21 protein-coding genes are annotated in these 22,974 nt (G+C 65.1%); 20 read left to right on the top strand and 1 reads right to left on the bottom strand.

All coding sequences use genetic code 11. The annotated features are described in order from the left end of the window. Positions 1–59: 59 nt before the first annotated feature. Both HL671_RS10495 and HL671_RS10490 read left to right on the top strand, forming a co-directional pair. A complete protein-coding gene (locus HL671_RS10495) occupies positions 60–851 on the top strand; it encodes an aldolase (RefSeq protein ID WP_012044498.1) in 792 nt (263 codons plus the stop codon). Positions 852–913: 62 nt separating this feature from the next. Then, a complete protein-coding gene (locus HL671_RS10490; RefSeq protein WP_012044497.1) occupies positions 914–1,228 on the top strand; it encodes an FtsB family cell division protein in 315 nt (104 codons plus the stop codon). Positions 1,229–1,315: 87 nt separating this feature from the next. On the opposite strand, the gene HL671_RS10485 is transcribed toward HL671_RS10490, so the two are convergent. Next, on the bottom strand, positions 1,316–2,995 hold the full coding sequence (locus HL671_RS10485; RefSeq protein ID WP_244424059.1) for a methyl-accepting chemotaxis protein: 1,680 nt from the start codon (positions 2,993–2,995) through the stop codon (positions 1,316–1,318). Positions 2,996–3,466: 471 nt separating this feature from the next. Between HL671_RS10485 and pdhA the strand changes: the two genes are divergently transcribed. The 18 genes from pdhA to HL671_RS10395 all read left to right on the top strand — a co-directional run bounded on the left by pdhA (position 3,467) and on the right by HL671_RS10395 (position 22,832). Continuing rightward, positions 3,467–4,489: a pyruvate dehydrogenase (acetyl-transferring) E1 component subunit alpha gene (gene pdhA, locus HL671_RS10480; RefSeq protein ID WP_012044495.1), complete on the top strand. Its 1,023-nt coding sequence runs from the start codon at positions 3,467–3,469 to the stop codon at positions 4,487–4,489. A 29-nt stretch (positions 4,490–4,518) separates the two neighbouring features. Next, the gene (locus HL671_RS10475) at positions 4,519–5,916 is read left to right on the top strand and encodes a pyruvate dehydrogenase complex E1 component subunit beta (RefSeq protein ID WP_172236358.1); all 1,398 of its coding nucleotides are present in this window, start codon (positions 4,519–4,521) and stop codon (positions 5,914–5,916) included. Positions 5,917–5,930: 14 nt separating this feature from the next. Next, positions 5,931–6,236, top strand: coding sequence for a DUF5076 domain-containing protein (locus HL671_RS10470; RefSeq protein WP_012044493.1), 306 nt, complete (start codon positions 5,931–5,933; stop codon positions 6,234–6,236). A gap of 2 nt (positions 6,237–6,238) precedes the next feature. Continuing rightward, complete coding sequence (locus HL671_RS10465; protein ID WP_012044492.1) at positions 6,239–7,597, top strand: pyruvate dehydrogenase complex dihydrolipoamide acetyltransferase; 1,359 nt, start codon at positions 6,239–6,241, stop codon at positions 7,595–7,597. A gap of 151 nt (positions 7,598–7,748) precedes the next feature. After that, positions 7,749–9,170, top strand: a complete 1,422-nt coding sequence (gene lpdA, locus HL671_RS10460; protein ID WP_012044491.1) for a dihydrolipoyl dehydrogenase — start codon at positions 7,749–7,751, stop codon at positions 9,168–9,170. A gap of 134 nt (positions 9,171–9,304) precedes the next feature. Then, a complete protein-coding gene (locus HL671_RS10455; RefSeq protein WP_172236357.1) occupies positions 9,305–10,546 on the top strand; it encodes a threonine synthase in 1,242 nt (413 codons plus the stop codon). An 89-nt stretch (positions 10,547–10,635) separates the two neighbouring features. Then, entirely contained in the window at positions 10,636–11,607 is a 972-nt protein-coding gene (locus HL671_RS10450) for a tripartite tricarboxylate transporter substrate binding protein BugD (protein ID WP_172236356.1), read from the top strand. Between the two features lie 233 nt (positions 11,608–11,840). Further along, a complete protein-coding gene (ilvD, locus tag HL671_RS10445) occupies positions 11,841–13,565 on the top strand; it encodes a dihydroxy-acid dehydratase (RefSeq protein WP_172236355.1) in 1,725 nt (574 codons plus the stop codon). Between the two features lie 103 nt (positions 13,566–13,668). Beyond that, positions 13,669–14,391 (top strand): tetratricopeptide repeat protein, encoded by a 723-nt coding sequence (locus HL671_RS10440; protein WP_012044487.1) that lies wholly within the window; start codon positions 13,669–13,671, stop codon positions 14,389–14,391. Between the two features lie 47 nt (positions 14,392–14,438). After that, positions 14,439–14,930, top strand: coding sequence for a GNAT family N-acetyltransferase (locus tag HL671_RS10435; RefSeq protein ID WP_012044486.1), 492 nt, complete (start codon positions 14,439–14,441; stop codon positions 14,928–14,930). Between the two features lie 197 nt (positions 14,931–15,127). Beyond that, positions 15,128–16,180, top strand: a complete 1,053-nt coding sequence (locus HL671_RS10430; protein WP_012044485.1) for a substrate-binding domain-containing protein — start codon at positions 15,128–15,130, stop codon at positions 16,178–16,180. A 97-nt stretch (positions 16,181–16,277) separates the two neighbouring features. Further along, positions 16,278–17,516, top strand: coding sequence for an urea ABC transporter substrate-binding protein (locus HL671_RS10425; RefSeq protein ID WP_012044484.1), 1,239 nt, complete (start codon positions 16,278–16,280; stop codon positions 17,514–17,516). Positions 17,517–17,581: 65 nt separating this feature from the next. Beyond that, the gene (locus tag HL671_RS10420; RefSeq protein WP_172236354.1) at positions 17,582–18,448 is read left to right on the top strand and encodes a branched-chain amino acid ABC transporter permease; all 867 of its coding nucleotides are present in this window, start codon (positions 17,582–17,584) and stop codon (positions 18,446–18,448) included. Next, entirely contained in the window at positions 18,448–19,503 is a 1,056-nt protein-coding gene (locus HL671_RS10415; protein WP_012044482.1) for a branched-chain amino acid ABC transporter permease, read from the top strand. Before HL671_RS10420 ends, HL671_RS10415 begins: the two co-directional genes overlap by 1 nt. 1 nt (position 19,504) lies before the next feature. Next, on the top strand, positions 19,505–20,233 hold the full coding sequence (locus HL671_RS10410) for an ATP-binding cassette domain-containing protein (protein WP_012044481.1): 729 nt from the start codon (positions 19,505–19,507) through the stop codon (positions 20,231–20,233). Further along, a complete protein-coding gene (locus tag HL671_RS10405) occupies positions 20,230–20,931 on the top strand; it encodes an ABC transporter ATP-binding protein (protein WP_012044480.1) in 702 nt (233 codons plus the stop codon). The genes HL671_RS10410 and HL671_RS10405 overlap by 4 nt, the downstream gene beginning before the upstream one ends. 84 nt (positions 20,932–21,015) lie before the next feature. Further along, positions 21,016–22,530 carry an amidase gene (locus HL671_RS10400; RefSeq protein WP_012044479.1) on the top strand — a complete coding sequence of 505 codons (1,515 nt, stop codon included), beginning with the start codon at positions 21,016–21,018 and terminating at the stop codon, positions 22,528–22,530. Further along, positions 22,530–22,832: a putative quinol monooxygenase gene (locus tag HL671_RS10395; RefSeq protein WP_012044478.1), complete on the top strand. Its 303-nt coding sequence runs from the start codon at positions 22,530–22,532 to the stop codon at positions 22,830–22,832. Before HL671_RS10400 ends, HL671_RS10395 begins: the two co-directional genes overlap by 1 nt. Positions 22,833–22,974 lie beyond the last annotated feature (142 nt).

Here is a 22,974-nt window from a genome sequence, read left to right as displayed (position 1 = left end):
TGCGCACGCCAGGACGCGCCGCAACGAGACGCACCAAGGTCACGCAGCAAGGACGCGCCATGGCTCATGCATTCACCCCTGCCAACTCGTCGAAGCCCGGTCCGAACCAGCCGGAGCTGAATTCGGAGGCGATCTGGCAGGCGCGCGTCAACCTCGCGGCCTGTTTTCGCATGGCGGCGCGGTACGGCCTGGAGGAGGGCATCTGCAACCACTTCTCGGCGCTGGTGCCCGGCTACGATGACCTCTTCATCGTCAATCCCTACGGCTACGCCTTTCGCGAGCTGACGGCATCGCAGCTGCTGGTGTGCGATTTCGACGGCAACGTCATCGCCGGCGACGGCCGCCCGGAAGCCACCGCCTTCTACATTCATGCCCGCATCCACAAGGCGCTGCCGCGCGCCAAGGTCGCCTTCCACACGCACATGCCCTATGCAACGGCGCTGTCGATGACGGAAGGCCAGCCGCTGATCTTTGCCGGACAGACCGCGTTGAAATTCTACGGCCGCACCGCCGTCGACGAGAACTACAACGGGTTGGCGCTCAACAACAGCGAGGGCGACCGCATCGCCGCCGCGATCGGCGACGCCGACATCGTGTTCATGAAGCATCATGGCGTGATGGTGCTGGCGCCGACCATCGCGGAAGCCTGGGACGATCTGTACTATCTCGAGCGCGCCTGCCAGGTGCAGTGCCTGGCGCTGTCGACCGGGCGGACGGTCGTGCCGGTCGCCCCCGAGATTGCCGAAGCGACCTACCGGCAGATGCGGGACGGCGATACGGAATCGGCGCGGCTGCATCTCGAGGCGATCAAGCGCACGCTGGACGCCGAGGAGCCGGCGTATCGGAGTTGAGCGCCTCGTGGGTTGGGCAGGGTTAGCGATTCCTTAACCGCCGGGCTCGCATTGTCGCGCCTATGGTCTCCCGCGCACGCCTGAAATCGTTCCTGACGGGGCTCGCCCTCTATACGATGGCGGCGGCCATCATCGGCTATTTCGGCATCAACGCTTATACGGGGCGCTACGGACTCACCGCGCGCCAGGAACTCGACCAGGAGATCATCTCCCTCACTTCTGAGCTCGTGCGCCTGAAGCAGGAGCGGGCCGAGGGCGAGAGGCGGGTGTCGCTGCTGCGCTCCGACCGGGTCGACCCCGATATGCTCGATGAGCGCGCGCGCTTTCAGCTGGGCTACGCCAACCCCCACGATCTGATCCGGATCAACCGTCCGTAGTGATCGACCCGTCTACGTTGGGAGGGCGGACGCTGCCGGGGCCGGAAAGCCGGCCCGGAGCCGAGCCGGCTTGCAGCGATCCATACGTCAGGCGGCGCGCACGGATTCGAGGAACCGGCTGACCTCGAGCTTGAGGCGCTGGCTGTCCTGCGACAGACACTGCACTGAATTGAGCACCTGCGACGACGCCGATCCGGTCTCGCTCGCCTCGCGCTGCACCTGGGCAATGTTGGCCGAGACCTGGCGCGTGCCCTGCGCGGCCTGTTGAATGTTGCGGGAGATCTCCTGGGTGGCCGCGCCCTGTTCCTCCACGGCCGCGGCGATGGTCGAGGCGATCTCGGACATGCGCCCGATCGTGTCGCCGATCTCCCTGATCGCCGAGACCGAATGCTGGGTGGCGGCCTGGATCGCGCCGATCTGCTGGCTGATCTCATCGGTGGCCTTGGCGGTCTGCTCGGCCAGCGCCTTGACCTCGGAGGCGACCACCGCGAAGCCGCGGCCGGCGTCGCCGGCGCGCGCCGCCTCGATCGTCGCGTTTAGCGCCAGCAGATTGGTCTGGCCCGCGATCGTATTGATCAATTCGACGACATCGCCGATGCGGGCGGCCGCCTGCGACAATTCGCCGACCCGCTGGTTAGTGCGCCGTGCCTGCTCGACGGCTTCGCTCGCGATCGCGGCCGATTGCTGCACCTGGCGGCTGATCTCGTTGACGGAGGAGGACATCTCCTCGGTCGAGGCCGCCACCGATTGGACGTTGTTGGACGCGTCGCCCGAGGCGTTGGCGACGACGGTGGCGAGCCCCTGAGACCGGTCGGCCGTCGCTGTCAGCGACTTGGCCGAGGATTCCAGCGCGGTCGCCGCCGACGAGACGGTCTCGATGATGCTGCCGACCGAACGCTCGAACTCGTTGGCGAGCCGCTCGGTGTCCGCCTTGCGCTGTGCCGCGAGGCGGCCTTCCTGCTCCTTCTGCTCGGCTTCGAGACGCTGGCGCGCCGCCGCATTGACCTTGAAGACTTCGACCGCCCGCGCCATCTCGCCGAGCTCGTCGCGCCGCTCGGCGCCCGGAACAAGCACGGCCAGATTGCCCGTCGCGAGCTCGGTCATCACCTTCGTGATGGCCTGCAGCGGACGGACCAGTCCCCGCGCAATGAGCAGGGCAATCATGCAAAGCAGCGCGATCAGTCCCGCGGCCCAGAGCAAGGCCGTCTTCACGGACGCGTAGAACATCTCGTCCAGATCGTCGACATAGACGCCGGTGCCGACGATCCAATTCCAGGGATCGGCCTTCAGCGTATAGCCCAGCTTGGCGACGGGAATGGTGCTACCGGCGCGGGCAAACATGTATTCGGAGAAACCGCCGCCGTCGCGCAGGCCCGCCGTGACCAGTTCGCGCACGAACAACAGGCCATTGGCGTCCTTTTCGTTGCTGAGATTCTTGCCTTCCCAGTCGGGGCGGGGACCAAGAACGATATTCTCTCCGTCCGGCTTGTAGACGAAGATGTAGTCGTTCTTGCCATATCGGATGCTGCGCAGCGTGGCCTTGGCGCGGCTCTGCGCCTCTGCTTCGGTCAGCGTGCCCTTCTGAACCTCGGCGGCCAGCGCCTTCACGATCGATACGGCCGACTGCACCTGGCCGACGATGGCCGTCTTGCGTTCGTCGAGAAGGGCGGAGCGGGCGCTCAACAGCTGGCTTGCGATGGCCGCGATGCAGATCGCGATGGAAACGGCGACAAGGATGCCGAAACGGCGAGGGATCGTCAGGACCATATGCATTCCCAGGGCCCGCAGCTCCATTGCTGCGTGGCACATACAGTGCGGGCCGATGGTTTAAGCCGGCTGAATTTGTCTCCGTAGGACTACGCAGATTGCCGGCGGTCCGCGTGGGCCGGAGCAGCCCGGTCTGCGCGTGGCGTGGCCTTCGTCTGCCGCGTTGTGGATCGTTTCGGCGATCGGACCTTCCGCTCGCGCGGGCCGCTCAATCGGGCGGGGTGCTGGCGCGACCTTGGGCAATCCGACGGGCGCACCTCGGTCGGTTGCTGATGCAGCCCAGCTCGCAGCAAAGTGACGGCCAGGGCCAGCTCCCCATTCTTCGTTTCAAAAAACGGGCTGTTGGATTTCTAAAATTTCGTGCCCGTTGCAGTGCGGCAAACGCAAAGTGAATGGTGGTTCACGCGGTCCTTTTACGTCTCCTGGAGTTGAGCTAGAGAGGGCTACTTTTTTCTCTCATCCGGAATTGCCATGGCCGCACCCAAGAAAACCGCCACAAAGGAACAAGGGCAGGACAGAGACAACGGCCCGCCGCCGGAATTCACCAGAGAACAGGAATTGGCCGCGCTGCGCGACATGCTGCTGATCCGTCGCTTTGAGGAGAAGGCGGGTCAGCTTTATGGCATGGGTGCGATCGGCGGCTTCTGCCACCTCTATATCGGCCAGGAGGCTGTGGTGGTCGGCATGCAGATGGCGCTGAAGGAGGGTGACCAGGTCATCACCGGTTATCGCGACCACGGCCACATGCTGGCCTGCGGCATGGATGCCAAGGGCGTCATGGCCGAGCTCACTGGGCGCCGTGGCGGCTACTCCAAGGGCAAGGGCGGCTCCATGCACATGTTCAGCATGGAGAAGAACTTCTTCGGCGGCCACGGCATCGTCGGCGCCCAGGTGTCGCTCGGCACGGGGCTGGCGCTCGCCAACCGCTACCGCGGCAACGACTCGGTCAGCGTCGCTTATTTCGGCGACGGCGCGGCCAATCAGGGCCAGGTCTATGAGAGCTTCAACATGGCGGAGCTCTGGAAGCTGCCGGTGATCTACGTCATCGAGAACAACCGCTATGCCATGGGCACCGCGGTGTCGCGCGCCTCGGCGCAGACCGACTTCTCCAAGCGCGGCATCTCCTTCAACATCCCGGGCGAGCAGGTCGACGGCATGGACGTGCGCGCCGTGAAGGCTGCCGGCGAGAAGGCGGTCGCCTGGTGCCGCGAGGGCAAGGGCCCCTACATTCTGGAAATGCAGACCTACCGCTATCGCGGCCACTCGATGTCGGACCCGGCCAAGTACCGCACCCGCGAGGAGGTCGAGAAGGTCCGTCACGACCAGGATCCGATCGAGCAGGTCCGCAACCGCCTGCTGGCGGCCAAGGTCAGCGAGCAGGATCTCAAGGCGATCGATGCCGATGTGCGCAAGATCGTCAACGAGGCGGCCGATTTCGCCCAGGCCGATCCCGAGCCTGATGCCGCCGAGCTTTACACCGACGTTTACCGCTAAGCGCAGACGCTGTTTCTTCCGGAGCTGATATGCCAATTCAAGTTTTGATGCCTGCGCTGTCGCCCACGATGGAGAAGGGCAACCTCGCCAAATGGCTGAAGAAGGAAGGCGAGGCGATCAAGTCGGGTGACGTGATCGCCGAGATCGAGACCGACAAGGCGACGATGGAAGTCGAGGCGACCGACGAGGGCACGCTCGGCAAGATCCTGATTCCCGAAGGCACCGCCGACGTCGCCGTCAACACGCCGATCGCGACCATCCTCGCCGACGGCGAGACCGCGGCCGATCTCGGTAAGGCGGCCGCGCCCGCTGCCGAGATGAAGGCCGCGCAATCGGCGCCGCCGGCCGAGCCGGCCGCCTCCGTGCAGGCCTCGCCCGCGCCGACCGGTGTGGCTGCGCCGCACAGCGTGGCCGAGCCGGATCCGGAAGTGCCCGCCGGCACCGAGATGGTCACGCAGACCATCCGCGAGGCGCTGCGCGACGCCATGGCCGAGGAGATGCGCCGCGACGGCGACGTCTTCATCATGGGCGAGGAGGTCGCCGAATATCAGGGCGCCTACAAGGTCACCCAGGGTCTGCTGCAGGAGTTCGGCGCCCGCCGCGTGATGGACACGCCGATCACCGAGCATGGCTTCGCCGGCATCGGCGTCGGCGCGGCGATGGCCGGCCTCAAGCCGATCGTCGAGTTCATGACCTTCAACTTCGCCATGCAGGCGATCGACCAGATCATCAACTCCGCGGCCAAGACGCTGTACATGTCCGGCGGCCAGATGGGCTGCTCGATCGTGTTCCGCGGTCCGAACGGCGCGGCTGCCCGCGTCGCCGCGCAGCACAGCCAGGACTACTCGTCCTGGTACTCGCACATCCCCGGCCTCAAGGTGGTCGCGCCGTATTCCGCGGCCGACGCCAAGGGCCTCTTGAAGGCTGCGATCCGTGATCCGAACCCGGTGATCTTCCTCGAGAACGAGGTGCTTTACGGTCACTCCGGCGAGGTGCCGAAGCTCGACGACTACGTGATCCCGATCGGCAAGGCGCGCATCGCGCGGAGCGGCAAGGACGTCACCATCATCTCCTGGTCGAACGGCATGACCTACGCGCTGAAGGCCGCCGACGAGCTCGCCAAGGAGGGCATCGAGGCCGAGGTGATCGACCTGCGCACCCTGCGTCCGATGGACACTGAAACCATCATCGCCTCGGTCAAGAAGACGGGACGTGCGGTTACGGTGGAAGAGGGCTGGGCGCAGAGCGGCGTCGGCGCCGAGATCGCCGCGCGCATCATGGAGCACGCCTTCGACTATCTCGATGCGCCCGTGACGCGCGTGTCCGGCAAGGACGTGCCGATGCCGTATGCGGCGAACCTCGAGAAGCTCGCGCTGCCCTCGGCTGCGGAGGTCGTGCAGGCCGCCAAATCCGTCTGCTACCGCTAAGGGAAATCCCGAACATGGCCGGACCCAAGGAGCAGCCGCTGCCGCCCGACGTTGTCGGCCGCGAGGACGCCACCGAAGTGTTGCGCGCCTTCGTGCTCGATGGCGGGCTCTCGATCGCGTTCCAACGCGCCTTCGAGGAGCCCGACGTGTGGGGGCTGCTCCTGGTCGACGTCGCCCGTCATGCTGCGCGCGCCTATGCGCGCGAGAGCGATTATTCCGAAGACGAGGCGCTGCAGCGCATCGTCGAGATGTTCGAAGCCGAGCTGGCTCGGCCGACTGATATGGGCAGCACCAGCCCCAGGTCGAAACAAGGTCACTGATCATGCCGATCAATATTCTGATGCCCGCGCTGTCGCCGACGATGGAGAAGGGCAACCTCGCTCGTTGGCTCAAGAAGGAAGGCGACCAGGTCAAGTCGGGCGAGGTCATCGCCGAGATCGAGACCGACAAGGCCACGATGGAGGTCGAGGCGGTCGACGAAGGCACGCTCGCCAAGATCCTGGTGCCAGAAGGCACGCAGGACGTGCCGGTCAACGACGTGATCGCGGTGCTCGCCGGCGAAGGCGAGGACGTCAAGGCGGCCGGCAGCGCTCCGGCGGCCGCGGCGCCCAAGGCTGAGACCAAGGCCGCTGCGGCGGCTCCCGCGGCCGCGGCTGCTCCGGCCGCCGCGCCTGCGCCAAAGCCGGCTGCTGCTCCGGCTGTGCCCGCGCCGGCCGCTGCCGCTGCTCCGCAGTTGAACGGCCACGCCCGCGTGTTCTCGTCGCCGCTGGCGCGGCGTCTCGCCAAGGACGCCGGCATCGATCTCGCGCGTATCACCGGCACCGGCCCGCATGGCCGCGTCGTGGCGCGTGACGTCGAGGAAGCGAAGTCCGGCAAGGGCCTCAAGGCCGCGCCGTCGGCGGCGCCCGCCGCTGCGGGCGCACCCGCGCTGGCGCCGTCGATGTCCGACAAGCAGATCCTGGCGCTGTTCGAGCCGGGCTCCTACGAAGTCATCCCGCATGACGGCATGCGCCGCACCATTGCGCAGCGCCTGACCGCCTCGGTGCAGAACGTTCCGCACTTCTATCTCACGATCGACTGCGACATCGGCAAGCTGCTCACCGCGCGCGAGGAGATCAATGCGGCAGCTCCAAAGGACAAGGAGAAGAAGCCGCTCTACAAGCTCTCGGTGAACGACTTCGTCATCAAGGCGATGGCGGTGGCGCTGCAGAAGATTCCGAACTGCAACGTCAGCTGGACCGAAGGCGGCATGGTCAAGCACAAGCATTCCGACGTCGGCGTCGCCGTCGCGATGCCGGGCGGCCTGATCACCCCGATCATTCGCAAGGCCGAGACCAAGACGCTGTCGGCGATCTCAGGTGAGATGAAGGACTTCGCCGCGCGCGCCCGCTCGCGCAAGCTGAAGCCGGAGGAGTATCAGGGCGGCACCACCGCGGTGTCCAACCTCGGCATGTACGGCATCAATCACTTCACCGCCGTGATCAATCCGCCGCATGCGACCATCCTCGCGGTCGGCACGTCGGAAGAGCGGCCGGTGGTACGCAACGGCAAGATCGAGATCGCGAACATGATGAGCGTGACCCTGTCCTGCGATCACCGCGCGATCGACGGCGCGCTCGGCGCCGAGCTGATCGGCGCCTTCAAGCAGCTGATCGAAAATCCCGTGATGATGATGGTGTGAGCCACGCTGCGACCGCATCCGCCGTCATTGCGAGCGCAGCGAAGCAATCCAGAGTCCCGCCGGAACCCTGGATTGCGTCGTCGCTTCCGCTCCTCGCAATGACGGAGAGAGTTCGACTGACCCGGCTAACGATGAGAATGATTGCATAGCCATGGCCGACACATCCTTCGACGTCATCATCATTGGCTCCGGCCCGGGCGGCTACGTCACCGCGATCCGCGCCGCCCAGCTCGGCTTCAAGACCGCGATCATCGAGAAGTCCTATCTCGGCGGCATCTGCCTGAACTGGGGCTGCATCCCGACCAAGGCGTTGCTGCGCTCGGCCGAGATCTATCACTACATGCAGCACGCCAAGGATTACGGCCTCTCTGCCGAGAAGATCTCCTACGATCCGAAGGCTGTCGTGGCCCGCTCGCGCGGCGTGTCGAAGCGGCTGAACGATGGCGTCGGCTTCCTGATGAAGAAGAACAAGGTCCAGGTGATCTGGGGCAAGGCTGCCATCGACGCGCCCGGCAAGATCACGGTGACCAAATCCGACGTCGAGTCGCCCAAGGGCGCGCTGGGCGAGGGCACCTATCAGGCCAAGCACATCATTGTCGCGACCGGTGCGCGGCCGCGCGTGCTGCCGGGCCTCGAGCCGGACAAGAAGCTGGTGTGGACCTATTTCGAGGCGATGGTGCCGGAGAAGATGCCGAAGTCGCTGCTGGTGGTCGGCTCCGGCGCGATCGGCATCGAGTTCGCCTCGTTCTTCCGCACCATGGGCTCCGAGGTGACGGTGGTCGAGGTGCTGCCGCAGATCCTGCCAGTGGAGGACGCCGAGATCGCCGGCATCGCCCGCAAGCAGCTGGAGAAGCAGGGCCTCAAGATCATGACCGGCGCCAAGGTCACTAAGCTCGACAAGAAGACCGACAGCGTGGTCGCCACGATCGACGACGGCAAGGGCAAGATCGAGGCGGTCGAATTCGAGCGCGTGATCTCGGCCGTCGGCGTGGTCGGCAACATCGAAAATCTCGGGCTGGAGAAGCTCGGGGTGAAGACCGATCGCGGCTGCATCGTCATCGACGGCTACGGCAAGACCAACGTGCCCGGCATCTACGCCATCGGTGACGTTGCCGGTCCCCCGATGCTGGCGCACAAGGCCGAGCATGAGGGCGTGGTCTGCATCGAGGCGATCAAGGGCCTGCATCCGCACGCGATGGACAAGAACCTCATTCCGGGCTGCACCTACTGCCATCCGCAGATCGCCTCCGTCGGCCTCACCGAGGCCAAGGCCAAGGAGCAGGGCCGCGACATCCGTGTCGGCCGCTTCCCCTTCGTTGGCAACGGCAAGGCGATCGCGCTCGGCGAGGACCAGGGCCTGGTCAAGGTGATCTTCGACAAGAAGACGGGACAGCTGATCGGCGCGCATATGGTCGGCGCCGAGGTGACCGAGCTGATCCAGGGCTATGTCGTCGCGATGAACCTGGAGACGACGGAGGAGGAGCTGATGCACACGGTGTTCCCGCATCCGACCCTGTCGGAGATGATGAAGGAAGCCGTGCTCGATGCCTATGGCCGCGTGCTGAACATGTAGCTCCGGGCGTCATTGCGAGGAGCGTAGCGACGAAGCAATCCAGACTGCCTCTGCGGTGAGACTCTGGATTGCTTCGCTCCGCTCGCAATGACGGCGCTGAAACACATGTGCCTCGATCCCGAAAGTAAGTGCCCGTGAAATCCAGCGACAATCTCACCACCGAGCGTCCGACCTTCGTCACCCATCTCGAATGCGCGATGGAGGGCGATCATTATCCGGCCGACCAGGCCCACAACCTCTCCAAGGCTGGCAAGCCGCTGCTGGTGCGCTACGATCTCGCCGGCGTGAAGCAGGCGCTGACCAAGGATGCGCTGGCGCAGCGGCCCGCCGACATGTGGCGCTATCGCGAGCTGCTGCCGGTGCGCAAATGCCAGGATATCGTCAGCCTCGGTGAGGTGATGACGCCGCTGATCAACCTGCCCAAGCTGTCGAAGAAGCTCGGCGGCGGTGAGATCATCGTCAAGGATGAGGGCCGGCTGCCGACCGGGTCGTTCAAGGCACGCGGCCTGGTCATGGCGGTGTCGATGGGCAAGGCGCTCGGCATCCGGCACATGGCGATGCCGACCAACGGCAATGCCGGTGCAGCGCTCGCCGCCTATGCGACCTCCTGCGGCATCAAGACCACGATTTTCTGTCCGGCGGATACGCCGGAGGTGAACGTCAGCGAGATCGAGATGCAGGGCGCGACGGTCTATCGCGTCAACGGGCTGATCGACGATTGCGGCAAGATCGTCGGCGAGGGCAAGGCCAAGGTCGGCTGGTTCGATACGTCGACCTTGAAGGAGCCGTATCGCATCGAGGGCAAGAAGACGATGGGGCTGGAGCTCGCCGAGCAGCTCGGCTGGGATGTGCCCGACGTGATCTTCTATCCGACCGGCGGCGGCACCGGCCTGATCGGCATGTGGAAGGCATTCGACGAGCTCGAAAAGATCGGGTTCATCGGTTCGAAGCGCCCGCGCATGGTCGCGGTGCAGGCGTCCGGCTGCGCGCCGATGGTGCGCGCTTACGAAGCTGGCGTCGAGCATGCGACGCGCTGGGAGGACGCCCACACCATCGCCTCCGGCATTCGCGTGCCGCAGGCCGTGGGGGATTTTCTCATTTTGCGCGCCGTTCGCGAGAGCAAGGGTTTAGCGATCGCGGTCGACGACGACAAGATTTCATCTGCGCTGTCGGAGGTCGCGCGCGAGGAGGGGCTGTTGCTGTGCCCCGAGGGCGCTGCGACCTACGCCGCCTACAAGCAGAGCCTCGCCGACGGGCGCGTGACGAAAAACGATCGCGTCATGCTGTTCAATTGCGCGACAGGACTTAAATATCCGCTGCCGCCGGTCACCCGTACGCTCGATCGTCACCAGCCGATCGATTTCGGGCAGTTCTAACTAACAACCGCACCGCGGCCTCGGGCACGAGCTGCAGCGCAGACGCATCGGCGTCTGCGCTTGGCGCGTGCGGCACAAGGGAGGACGTGATGCGACGAGCTGTTTGCGCCGTGCTGCTTGCGTGGGTCGCCTTGGCGATGCCTTCGCGGGCGGACACCTATCCCTCGCGCCCGATCACCGTGATCGTGCCCTTCGCGGCCGGCGGGCCGTCGGATGCGATGATGCGCATCCTGGCCGAACACATGAAGCGGACGCTGGGGCAGCCGGTGCTGGTCGAGAATGTGACCGGTGCGGGTGGCTCGATCGGGGTCGGGCGCGCCGTGCGGTCGAAGCCCGACGGCTACACGGTGAGCTTCGGTCATCTCGGCACCCATGTCGCCAACGGCGCGGTCTATCGGCTGGGCTACGATCTCGTCGCCGATCTCGAGCCGGTCGTGCTGCTGCCGAGCAATCCGATGATCATCGTCAGCAAGACGAATGTGCCGGCGAAATCATTGCCCGAACTGGTCGCCTGGCTCAAATCGCAGTCGAACCCGGCATCCGCCGGTACCGCCGGCAACGGCTCCGGCAGCCACATCGCCGGCCTCTATTTCGAGCAGGTGACCGGCATCAAGCTGCAATACGTGCCTTACCGCGGCACGGGCCCGGCCATGAACGACCTCGTCGGCGGCCAGATCGACCTGATCGTCGACCAGACATCGAACGCCATCGGCCAGGTCCGGGCCGGCACGATCCGCGCTTATGCCGTGACCGACGCCAAGCGCCTGGACAGTGCGCCCGATATTCCGACGACCGATGAGGCAGGCCTGCCGGGCTTCCACATGACCCTGTGGTCCGGGCTCTGGCTGCCGAAAGGAACGGCGGGGGAGATCGTCACGACACTCAATGCGGCCGCCGTCGCCGCCCTGAATGATCCGGCTGTAAAAAATCAATTGAATAACTTGGGGTTGCAGATGCCGTCCCCAAATCAGCTGACGCCGGAGGCGCTCGGCACCCTGCAGCGGCAGGAAATCGCTAAATGGTGGCCCATAATCAGGGCCGCGGGAGTGGTGCCAGAGTAAAGGAGAGGTATTAGGCTCTGCGAGCGATGGTGGCGCATCGGCCACGAATGTTGCGACGCAGTCACAGTTTACGAAGTTTTGGTAACAATCTCGGGCGCTCCGCAAACGCGCCGCTTTTTGGCCACACCTGGTCGTGAAATACTTTGATCAGAACAGTACCAGTGCGTGTGAGGCTGCAAAAATCCACTCCTGGGATTTGGCGGCCTTCGGAGCACCGGGAGGCCAGAACAGCGATGGACGCGAAGACCGACATCAAGCGCAGGCTGCCCAGCCGTCACGTGACGGAAGGGCCCGAGCGTGCGCCGCATCGGTCCTATCTCTACGCGATGGGCCTCACCACGGCTCAGATCCATCAGCCCTTCGTCGGCGTCGCCTCGTGCTGGAACGAGGCCGCGCCGTGTAACATCGCGCTGATGCGGCAAGCTCAGGCCGTCAAGAAGGGCGTTGCCCACGCCGGCGGCACGCCGCGCGAGTTTTGCACCATCACCGTCACCGATGGCATCGCGATGGGCCATGACGGCATGCGCTCGTCGCTGCCCTCGCGCGAGACGATCGCTGATTCCGTCGAGCTGACGATTCGCGGTCATGCCTACGACGCGCTCGTCGGTCTGGCCGGCTGCGACAAGTCGCTGCCGGGCATGATGATGGCGATGGTCCGGCTCAACGTGCCGTCGATCTTCATCTATGGCGGCTCGATCCTGCCCGGCAATTTCCGCGGGCAGCAGGTCACCGTGCAGGACATGTTCGAGGCCGTTGGCAAGCATTCGGTCGGCCAGATGTCGGACGACGATCTCGATGAGCTCGAGCGCGTCGCCTGTCCGTCGGCCGGCGCCTGTGGCGCGCAGTTCACGGCCAACACGATGGCGACGGTCTCCGAGGCGATCGGACTGGCGCTGCCCTATTCGGCCGGGGCTCCGGCGCCTTACGAGATCCGCGATTCGTTCTGCATGACCGCGGGCGAGAAGGTGATGGAGCTGATCGCGGCCAACATCCGGCCGCGCGACATCGTCACGCGGGCGGCGCTGGAGAATGCGGCGGCCGTCGTCGCGGCCTCCGGCGGCTCGACCAACGCTGCGCTGCACCTACCAGCGATTGCACACGAGGCAGGTATCAAGTTTGACCTGTTTGATGTCGCCGAAATCTTCAAAAAGACACCTTATATCGCGGATTTGAAGCCAGGTGGCCGCTATGTCGCCAAAGACATGTTCGAGGCTGGTGGTATTCCGCTTCTGATGAAGACGTTGCTCGACCATGGCTATTTGAATGGCGACTGCCTCACAGTCACCGGCCGGACGATCGCCGAAAACCTCAAAGGCGTGAAATGGAATCCGCACCAGGACGTGGTGAGGCCGGCTGATCAGCCGATCACTGCGACCGGTGGTGTTGTCGGTCTGAAAGGCAATCTCGCGCCAGAGGGTGCGATCGTGAAAGTCGCGGGCATGTCGAACTTGAAATTCTCTGGGCCGGCCCGCTGCTTCGATCGGGAAGAGGATGCCTTTGAGGCGGTGCAGAAGCGGACCTATCGCGAAGGCGATGTCATCGTCATCCGCTATGAGGGGCCGCGCGGCGGTCCCGGCATGCGGGAGATGCTGCAGACCACGGCGGCGCTCACCGGACAGGGCATGGGCGGCAAGATCGCGCTGATCACCGACGGCCGGTTCTCGGGCGCGACCCGTGGCTTCTGCATCGGCCATATCGGACCGGAGGCCGCCATCGGGGGGCCGATCGCCCTCGTCGAAGACGGCGACATTATCGAAATCGACGCCGTCGCAGGGCGTCTCGACGTCAAGTTGAGTGATGCCGAACTCGCGGCACGCAAGACCAAGTGGACGCCGCGTGAGACACAGCACACGTCAGGTGCGCTTTGGAAATATGCCCAGCAGGTGGGGCCGGCCGTTGCGGGCGCCGTGACCCATCCAGGTGGTGCGCAAGAGAAACATTGCTATGCGGACATCTGATCGACTCATATTCGCATTGATGCTGGGGGTTGCCCCGCTCGCGTTACCGACGCCGTCATTCGCTTTCGACGGTGCTCCGGTCAACCAGGAGCCGGCAATCCCAGTGGCAAGCCCTCAGTCGGGCGCGCCCGGCGCGCTGCGTAAATCGGTGCCGGCCGCCGCCGCGAACGCGACCACCACGACGCCTTCTTTGACCGCATTGCAATATGCGGCTGAGGAAGGTCACCCGGTGGCGCAGTTCAAGCTTGGCCGGATGTATGCCGCGGGCGACGGCGTCGTGCGCGACGATATCCGCGCGTTCGACTATTTCAGCCGCATCGCCAACGCGCATGCCGAGGATAGTCCGTCGGCGCCGCAGGCGCAGATCGTCGCCAACGCCTTCGTGGCGCTTGGCCGCTATTACTTGAACGGAATCCCGAACTCGAAGGTGAAGGCCGATCCGGATCGCGCCCGCGAGATGTTCTCCTATGCGGCATCCTATTTCGGCAATGCCGATGCCCAGTACGATCTGGCGCGGATGTATCTGAAGACGGCGGACGCCTCGCGCGACGACTTCCGCTATGGCGCGCGCTGGCTTGGCCTCGCCGCCCAGAAGGGGCAGCATCAGGCCCAGGCCTTGCTCGGCCAGATGCTGTTCAACGGCGACCGTCTGCCCCGGCAGCCGGCGCGCGGCCTGATGTGGTTGACCTTGGCGCGTGACAGCGCCGGTCCGGACGAGGCCTGGATCAAGGAAAGCTACAACCGGGCCTTTGCCAAGGCCTCGGACGACGACCGCGCCAGCGCGTTGCAGATGCTCGAGAGCTGGGTGCAGGGCAAGCGGGAATAGCAGGAGCGGAATGCATCGCGTTCCCTCCTTGCGAGAGAGGGCACGTCATGATCATTCGCGATGCGACCCCTGGCGATGCGGCGGCGGCCTGCGCCGTCATTCGTGCGTCGATTTCCGAATTGTGCAGCGCCGACCACCGCGGCGATCCGGACATCCTTGGCCGATGGCTCGCCAACAAGACGCCCGACGTCGTCGCGCAATGGGCGGATGGGCAAGGGCGATCGCTGCTCGTGGCGATCGAGGGTGATGCGATTCTCGCCGTCGGCGGGCTGGCGCATCCCGGCGAGATCACGCTGAACTATGTGGCGCCGCAGGCCCGCTATCGCGGGGTCAGCTCGGCCATGCTTGCGGCGCTCGAACAGCGCGCGGCGGAGCAGGGCGCCACGAGCTGCGTGCTGCTGAGCACCGAGACCGCTCACCGCTTCTATCTGGCACGTGGCTATGTCGACACCGGCGTCCCGGTCGGAAAGTTCGGCACGGCATCCTCCTATCCGATGGCCAAGCCGATCGCCGCGTCCGGTCGTCGGCAGCCCGGCTGAGCCGCCGCCGGCACGCGATTCGCGGGCCGGGCCCTTCTGCCCAAGGATTAAGCGAGGTGCCGCCGCTCTCTTGATCAGTTGTGGCCGGCGACCCTGGAATTGGCGATCTTTCGTACACGAATGACCTGCTTTGCAGGAAACCCGCTGTTGGCACGATTCGTGAGTGGGCGACCTCGATACAACGGAGGCGCCACGCTTTGCGCAGCGTACGGATCGGTCTTCTCGTCCCTCTGAGCGGCTCGGCGGGCCTCTGGGCGCCCTCCGCCGAGGCCTGCGGACGGTTGGCCGTGTCCGAGCTGAACCAGGCTGCAGGTATCATGCGCCGCCCGGTGGAACTGATCGTGGTGAATGCCGGCGAGACCGGACGAAGCGCGGCGCACGCGGCGCGTGAGGCGGTCGACGAGCTCGCCGTCGACGGCCTCATCGGCATGTTGCCGAGCTATGCGCGCGATCCCGTGGTCCAGGCGACACAGGGGCAGGTTCCCTTTGTCTACACGCCGCAATTCGAGGGGCTGGCGACCAACGCGGACGTGATGACGACCGGAGAAACGGCCGGCGAATTGATGGCGCCCGCCATCCGATGGCTCTCCGAGGCGAAGCGCGCGAGGCGCTTCTTCCTGTGCGGCAACGACTACATTTGGCCGCGCGCGTCGCTTCAGATCGCCAAGCGGCTCATCGCCGGTGTCGGCTGCACGGTCACCGGCGAGTGCTATCTGCCGGTCGGCGCTCACGACTTCGACGAGATGCTCGACCGCATCAAGATCACGCGCAGCGACGTGGTGCTGCCGGTGTTTCTCGGTTTCGACTGCATCGCCTTCAGCCGAGCCTTCTGCGCCGCCGGGCTGAGCCGCCACGTGCTGCGCTTCTCCTCCGCCTTCGACGAGACCATCGTCTACGGCCTTGACAGCAGCCAGACCGAGAACCTGTTTGTTGCGTCGAGCTATTTCGCGTCGATGCATTCGCGCAACAACGGCGCATTCCTGGAGCGCTACTACACGGCCTATGGCGATAATCCGCCGCCGCCGAACGGCTATGGCGAGTCCTGCTACGAAGGCGTTCACGCGCTGGCGGCGTTGATCGAACGAGCCGGAAGCTTCGATGCCCGCGAGCTCCGGCGCTATTACGGGCGCACCCTGCAGCGCCGCACCGCGCGCGGCGTCGAGGCACAGCCGGTGGTTGGCGGCCGCCATCCCGTCCATCTCGCCGAGCTGGACGGCTACGATTTTTCGCTCGTCGCGACGTCGCACTGAGGCGCGTCGCACCAAAAATCGCTTGCCTTTTCAAATATTGTAATTTTAAACTTTAACCGGCTCGTGAACCAGCATCACCAACCCATGGGGACCCCTTATGACTCTTTCCCGCCGTCGTTTCCTGCAACGCTCGGCCCTCGCGACCTCGACGCTGATCGCGGCACCAGCGGTGTTCCGTTCGGGTGCGCTCGCGGCCGAGAACCCGATCACGGTCGGCAGCCTGCACGACCAGTCCGGTCCGATCGGCACCTCCGGCACGCCGATGGTGTATGCGTTGCAGCTGGCCGTTGACGAGATCAATGCCGGCGGCGGCCTGCTCGGCCGGCCGCTGAAGGTCATCCACTACGACACCCAGTCCAACATCCAGCTGTACTCGCAATACGCCCAGCAACTGGCGGTGAAGGACAAGGTCGATGTCGTGCACGGCGGCATCACCTCGGCTTCGCGCGAGGCGATCCGGCCGACCTTCGACCGCTTCAAGGTGCTGTATTTCTACAACACGCTGTATGAAGGTGGCGTCTGCGACCGCAACACCTTCTGCACCGGCACGACGCCGGCGCAGACGGTGGAGAAGCTGGTGCCGAGCGCGATGAAGAAGGCAGGCAAGAAGGCCTACATCATCGCGGCCGACTACAATTATGGTCAGATCACCGCGAAGTGGATGACCAAGTACTGCAAGGACAATGGCGGCGAGATCCTCTCGACCGACTTCTTCCCGCTCGACGTCACCAATTTCGGCTCCACCATCTCGAAGATCCAGGCGGCCAAGCCCGACCTGATCCTGTCGGCGCTGGTCGGCGGCAACCACACCGCCTTCTACCGGCAGTGGACCGCGGCCGGCATGAAGGGGAAGATCCCGATCGCCTCGACCACCTTCGGCCTGGTCAACGAGCCCTCGACGCTCGATGCCGCCGAAAGCGACGCGATCATCGGCGCGTACGGCTATTTCGAGGAGCTGACCACGCCGGCCTCCAAGAGCTTCGTCGAGAAGATCAAGAAGGCGCATCCGGATTCGCCTTACATCAGCGAGCTCGCCTCGTGTACCTATGAAGGCGTGATGCTGTGGGCCGAGGGCGTCAAGAAGGCGGGCAGCATCGACCGCATGAAGGTGATCGAAGCCCTCGAAAGCGGCCTCGTTTTCGACGGCCCGAGCGGCAAGGTCTCGCTCGACAAGCAGACCCATCATACGGTCCGTAACGCGTTCCTCGCCGAGGTCAAGGACCGCAAATGGTCGGTGCTGGAAACCTACACCGACGCCAAGCCGGCGGACACCGCGAGCGTCTGCGACCTCGTCAAGAACCCGAACGACGTCAAGCAGTACATCATCAATCTCTGACGCCTGCCGGGTCCCGCCGGCCGGCGGGACCCGGATTCATTGAACTGCCCTGAAAGACCTGACGCATGGCGATCTACGTCATCCTCGCGCTCGACGTCCTCAATGGAATCTCATCGCTGTTCCTGCTGTGCCTGGGACTGGCGATCATCTTCGGCATGATGAAGATCATCAACCTCGCCCATGGCGAGTTCATCATGTTAGGGGCCTATGCGACGGTGATCTCGGCCAATGCCGGGGTGAACATCTGGATCGCGATGCTGATCGTCGCGCCCTTGTTCGTCGGCATCGTCGGCCTCGTCATCGAGCGCTGCCTGATCCGCTTCCTCTATGGCCGCCTGGTCGATTCCATGCTGGCGACCTGGGGGCTCAGCCTGCTGATCATCGGCATCATCACGACGATCTATGGCAACACCCAGCAGGGCGTGCCGACGCCGCTCGGCGGCTTCTCGATCGGCTCGTACCAGTCGAGCTACTACACGCTGTTCCTCGCCTTGATGGCAGCCGTCATGATGGCCATCATCTACGGCGTGATGCGCTATACCCGCTTCGGCCTGGTTGCGCGCGCAACGATGCAGAATCCGGCCACGGCGGCGACGCTCGGCGTCAATCCGGCCCGTGTCTATATGAGCACCTTCGCGCTCGGCGCCGCGGTGACGGGCCTCGCCGGCGGCCTGCTGGCGCCAGTGTCCGGCATCACCCCGGTGATGGGCGGCGCCTATGTCGCCAAGGCCTTCATGACCGTGGTCGGTGGCGGCGCCGCGATCCTCTCCGGCACGCTCTCGGCGGCGAGCCTGTTCGGCTCGGTCAACCAGATCGGCGCCTATTTTACCACGCCGGTTTATGGCGAGGTCATCGTCTTCACCACCGCGATCGTGCTGATCCGCTTGCTGCCGCAGGGCATCTCCGGGCGCTTCTTCAAGGGGAACCTGTGATGCCCAAGCACGTCCGTCTCGCTCTCCAGGCGGCAGGAATCCTGCTGGCGATCGTCGCCATCGCGGTCGTACCCAGCGTCATCGAGCTGTTCGCGCTGATGCAGCTGACCTTGTTTGCGGCGATGGCGGTGCTGGCGCTGAGCCTCGCCTTCATCTGGGGCTTCGGCGGCATCCTGTCGTTCGGCCAGACCGCCTTCTTCGGCCTCGGCGGCTATGCCTACGCCATCGCGGCGGTCAACTTCCAGGACTCGACGCCGGCGATCCTGCTGGCGATCGCTGTCCCCGCTTTGTTCGCCGCGATCCTCGGCTATTTCATCTTCTTCGGCCGCATCTCGGACGTCTATCTCGGCGTCATCACGCTCACCGTCACGCTGATCCTGTTCAACTCGGTCAACTCGACCTCGGGCGATGCGTACAAGATCGGTAAGGCGCTGCTCGGCGGCTTCAACGGCATGCCGGCGGTGCCGACCTTCAACGTGCCGTTCGATCCGTCGACGGTGCTGTCGCCGGAGCAGTCATGGTGGACCACCGCCGGCGTGCTGCTCGCCGTGTTCCTGATGCTGCGCCTGCTGCTGGCGCTGCCGGCAGGGCGCGTCATCGTCGCCGTGCGCGAGAACGAGGTGCGGGCCTCGCTGCTCGGCTACGACCCGCGGCTGGTGAAATGCCTGACCTTCATCCTCGGCGGTGCCATCGCCGGCCTTGCGGGCGCGCTCTACGTCAATTGGGGCGCCTTCGTCAGCCCGACCATCTTCAGCCTGTCGCTGTCGGCGGAGATCATCATCTGGATCACGGTGGGCGGTCTCGGCACCTTGCTCGGCCCGATCATCGGCTGCGTCGTGATCGAGTACATCGTCGCCTATATCGGCTCGCAGCAGCTCTTGAACTCCAATCTCGTGCTCGGCGGCGTGCTCGTCATCTTCGTGCTGCTGCTGCCGAAGGGCATCGTACCGACCGCGCGCGATCTGGTGCTGCGGCTGATGCCGCAGAACAAACCGAAGACCAACGGTCCGCCGGTGCAATCGGCGGCGGCGCCGCATCCTGCAGGAGCCGAATGACATGGCCGACCTCGTCCCTCTGCTCAAGGCCGAGCACCTGACCATGCGCTTCGGCGGCGTCGTCGCCAATGACGACATCACCTTCACTTTGCAGGAGATGGAGCTGCGCTGCCTGATCGGTCCGAACGGTGCCGGCAAGAGCACCTTCTTCAAGACCCTCACCGGGCAACTGGTGCCGACCTCGGGCACGATCGCCTTCCGCGGCATGCCGATTGCCGGCAAGGCCTCGCATGAGATCGCGCGCATGGGTATCGGCATCAAGACCCAGGTGCCGAACGTGTTCAATGGCCTGTCGGTGCGCGAGAACATCTGGATGGCGGTGCGCCGCAAGGCGACGCCGCGGCAGCAGGGCCCGGCGGTCGATGCGGTGCTGCAGATGATCCGGCTGACCGACTACGCCGACAGCATCGTCGCCACCTTGTCGCACGGTCAGCGGCAATGGGTCGAGATCGGCATGGTGCTGGCCGCCGAGCCGGAGTTGATCCTGCTCGACGAGCCCGCCGCGGGCATGACCGACGAGGAGACCTTCCACACCGCCGCGATCATCCGCGAGATCAACCAGACCCGCGCCATCGTCGTCGTCGAGCACGACATGGAGTTCATCAAGCAGATCGCCAAGCGCGTTACCGTGTTCCACCAGGGCCGTGTGCTGGTCGAGGACACCGTCGACAAGGTGCTCGCCGACAGCCGCGTGCGCGACGTCTATCTCGGCAAGAAGGTGGCAGCATGAGCGCGCTCCTCGAGGTCAAGGGTCTCAAATCCGGCTACGGCCGGATTCCGATCCTGTTCGGCGTCGATCTGACGGTGGCCGACGGCGAGTATCTCGGCATTCTCGGCCACAACGGCATGGGCAAGACCACGGCGCTGCGGACCTTGATGGGACATCTGCCGACCACCGACGGCTCGGTGGTGTTCGCAGGCAAGACCATCACGCATCTCAAGCCGCATGAGCGCTCGCGGCTCGGCATCGGGCTGGTGCCGCAGGGCCGCGAGATCTTCCCGGATCTGTCGGTGATGGAGAATCTGCGCATGGGCCTTGCTGCGGCGCCCAAGGAGGACCGCAGCGTCATCGACACCGTGCTGCAGGATTTTCCGCGCCTGGTGCGGCTGCTCGATCGCCGCGGCGGCGCGCTCTCCGGCGGCGAGCAGCAATTGCTGGCGCTGGCGCGCTGCCTCTGCACCAAGCCAAAGCTGATCCTGCTGGACGAGCCCACCGAGGGCATCCAGCCCTCCATCATCGAGGAGATCATCGAGACGCTTCTGGCGCTGAAGACGCGTTGGAAGCTGTCTTTGATCGTCGTCGAGCAGAACCTGGAATTCATCACGTCGTTATCGGACCGCATCCTGCACATCCAGAAGGGACGCATCACCGAGGAACTCGATCGTGAGAGTCTGCTGGCCCGGGAAGGTCAGATGGTCCCGAGCTAGAAACTTCCGGCGCGGCTGCGCCGGCCCATTGAACTGCACATTGCTGTCTCTGCCTCAGCTTGTCCTCACAAGAAAGGATGACTCATGTCCATCAAACGCCCGAATGCCGAGGAAGTCGCCGATCTCGCCGCCAGCCTGCACATGAACATGACGGTCGAGGAGGCCGCCGAATATCTGTCGCTGATGGGCGGCATGTTCGACCAGTACGACATCATCGATGAGTTGCCGAACCCGCTGCCGCCGGTGAAATATCCGCGCACGCCGGGCGCCAAGCCGCCGGCCAAGGAGAACAAGTACAACGCCTGGGCGATCAAGACCGAGGTCAAGGGCGCGTCAAGCGGCAAGCTCGCCGGCCGCACCGTCGTGCTGAAGGACAACGTCGCGCTCGCGGGCGTGCCGATGATGAACGGCTCGACCACGCTCGAAGGCTTTATTCCCGCCGCCGACGCCACCATCGTGTCCCGCATCCTCGATGCCGGTGGCACCATCGTCGGCAAGGCCGTGTGCGAGCATTTCTGCCTGTCCGGCGGCAGCCACACCTCCGATCCCGCGCCGGTGCACAATCCCTGGAAGATGGGCTATTCAGCCGGCGGCTCGTCCTCGGGCAGCGCCGCGCTGGTAGCGGCCGGTGAGGTCGACATGTCCATCGGCGGTGACCAGGGCGGCTCGATCCGTATCCCCGCGTCCTATTGCGGCATCTATGGCATGAAGGCGACTCATGGCCTCGTGCCCTACACCGGCGTGATGCCGATCGAGTCGACGATCGACCACACCGGACCGATGACGGCCAACGTCAAGGACAATGCGCTGCTGCTCGAAGTGCTGGCCGGCGCCGACGGCCTCGATCCCAGGCAATATGCGCCGAAGGTCTCGGCCTACACCGAGGCGCTCGGCAAGGGCGTCAAGGGCCTCAAGATCGGCGTGCTCAAGGAAGGCTTCAGCGCGCCGAACATGGAAGAGGGCGTGGTGTCCAAGGTCAAGGCCGGCGCGGAGCGCTTCGCCAAGCTGGGCGCCTCGGTGTCCGAGGTCTCGATCCCCGAGCACATGCATGCGCTGGCGGCGTGGAACCCGATCACGCTCGAAGGCTTCCTGGTGCAGATGATGCTCGGCAACGGCATGGGCTTCAACTGGAAGGGCCTCTACGACGTCGGTCTGCTCGACGCGCATTCCGGCTGGCGCACCCGCGCCGACGACCTGTCGGTGACGCTGAAGCTGACCATGCTGGTCGGGCAGTGGGGCCTCGAGCACTATCGCGGCCGCTACTACGCCAAGTCGCGCAACATCGCGATCCAGGCCAAGGCCGCCTATGACGCCATGTTCGGCTCCTACGACCTCCTGCTGATGCCGACCCTGCCGTGCGTCGCCACGCCGATCCCGGCCAAGGACGCACCGCTCGCCGAAGTCGTGCAGCGCGCCTTCGAGATGACCGCCACGACGAGCCCGTTCGACGTGACAGGTCATCCGGCGATGACCCTGCCATGCGGACTCTCCGACGGTCTCCCCGTCGGCCTGATGCTGATCGGCAAGGACTACGCCGAATCCACCATCTACCAGGCGGCGGCGGCGTTCGAGGCCGACGGCGACTGGAAGACGTTCTGATGATCACCATCACCGCGGTCATCAGGGCCAAGGCGGGACACGAGGCCACGATGCGCGACGCTCTCGTCGCCGTCGCGGCCCATGTCGCGGCCAACGAGCCGGAGACGATCGGGTTCTTCATCTCGCAGAGCGAGACGGAGCCCGGTCTGTTCACCACCTATGAGCGCTTCGCCGACAAGGCCGCGATGGACCGCCACAACGGCTCCGCCGCGGTGGCGACCTTCTTCGGCATTGCCAAGCCGATCCTCGACGGCGAGGTCATTCTCGTGACCTCGCAGGAGATCTCGGCGACGCTGCGGTAGCGCGCGGCGAGAGATGAGCAAACCAACCGTCCTTCGAGACGCCCGCCTTGCGGCGGGCTCCTCAGGACGAGGGCGGTGGGTGCGGCGAGCGGCGGCTTGCGGTCTCGCATCGGACTGGTGCCGAGAATGGCGGAGTTCGCCC

The organism is Bradyrhizobium denitrificans (assembly GCF_013179005.1).
GTDB classification, from domain to species: domain Bacteria; phylum Pseudomonadota; class Alphaproteobacteria; order Rhizobiales; family Xanthobacteraceae; genus Bradyrhizobium; species Bradyrhizobium denitrificans.
Note: the sequence above shows the minus strand (reverse complement) of the source record. Positions and strands in the feature narration are given on the sequence as shown.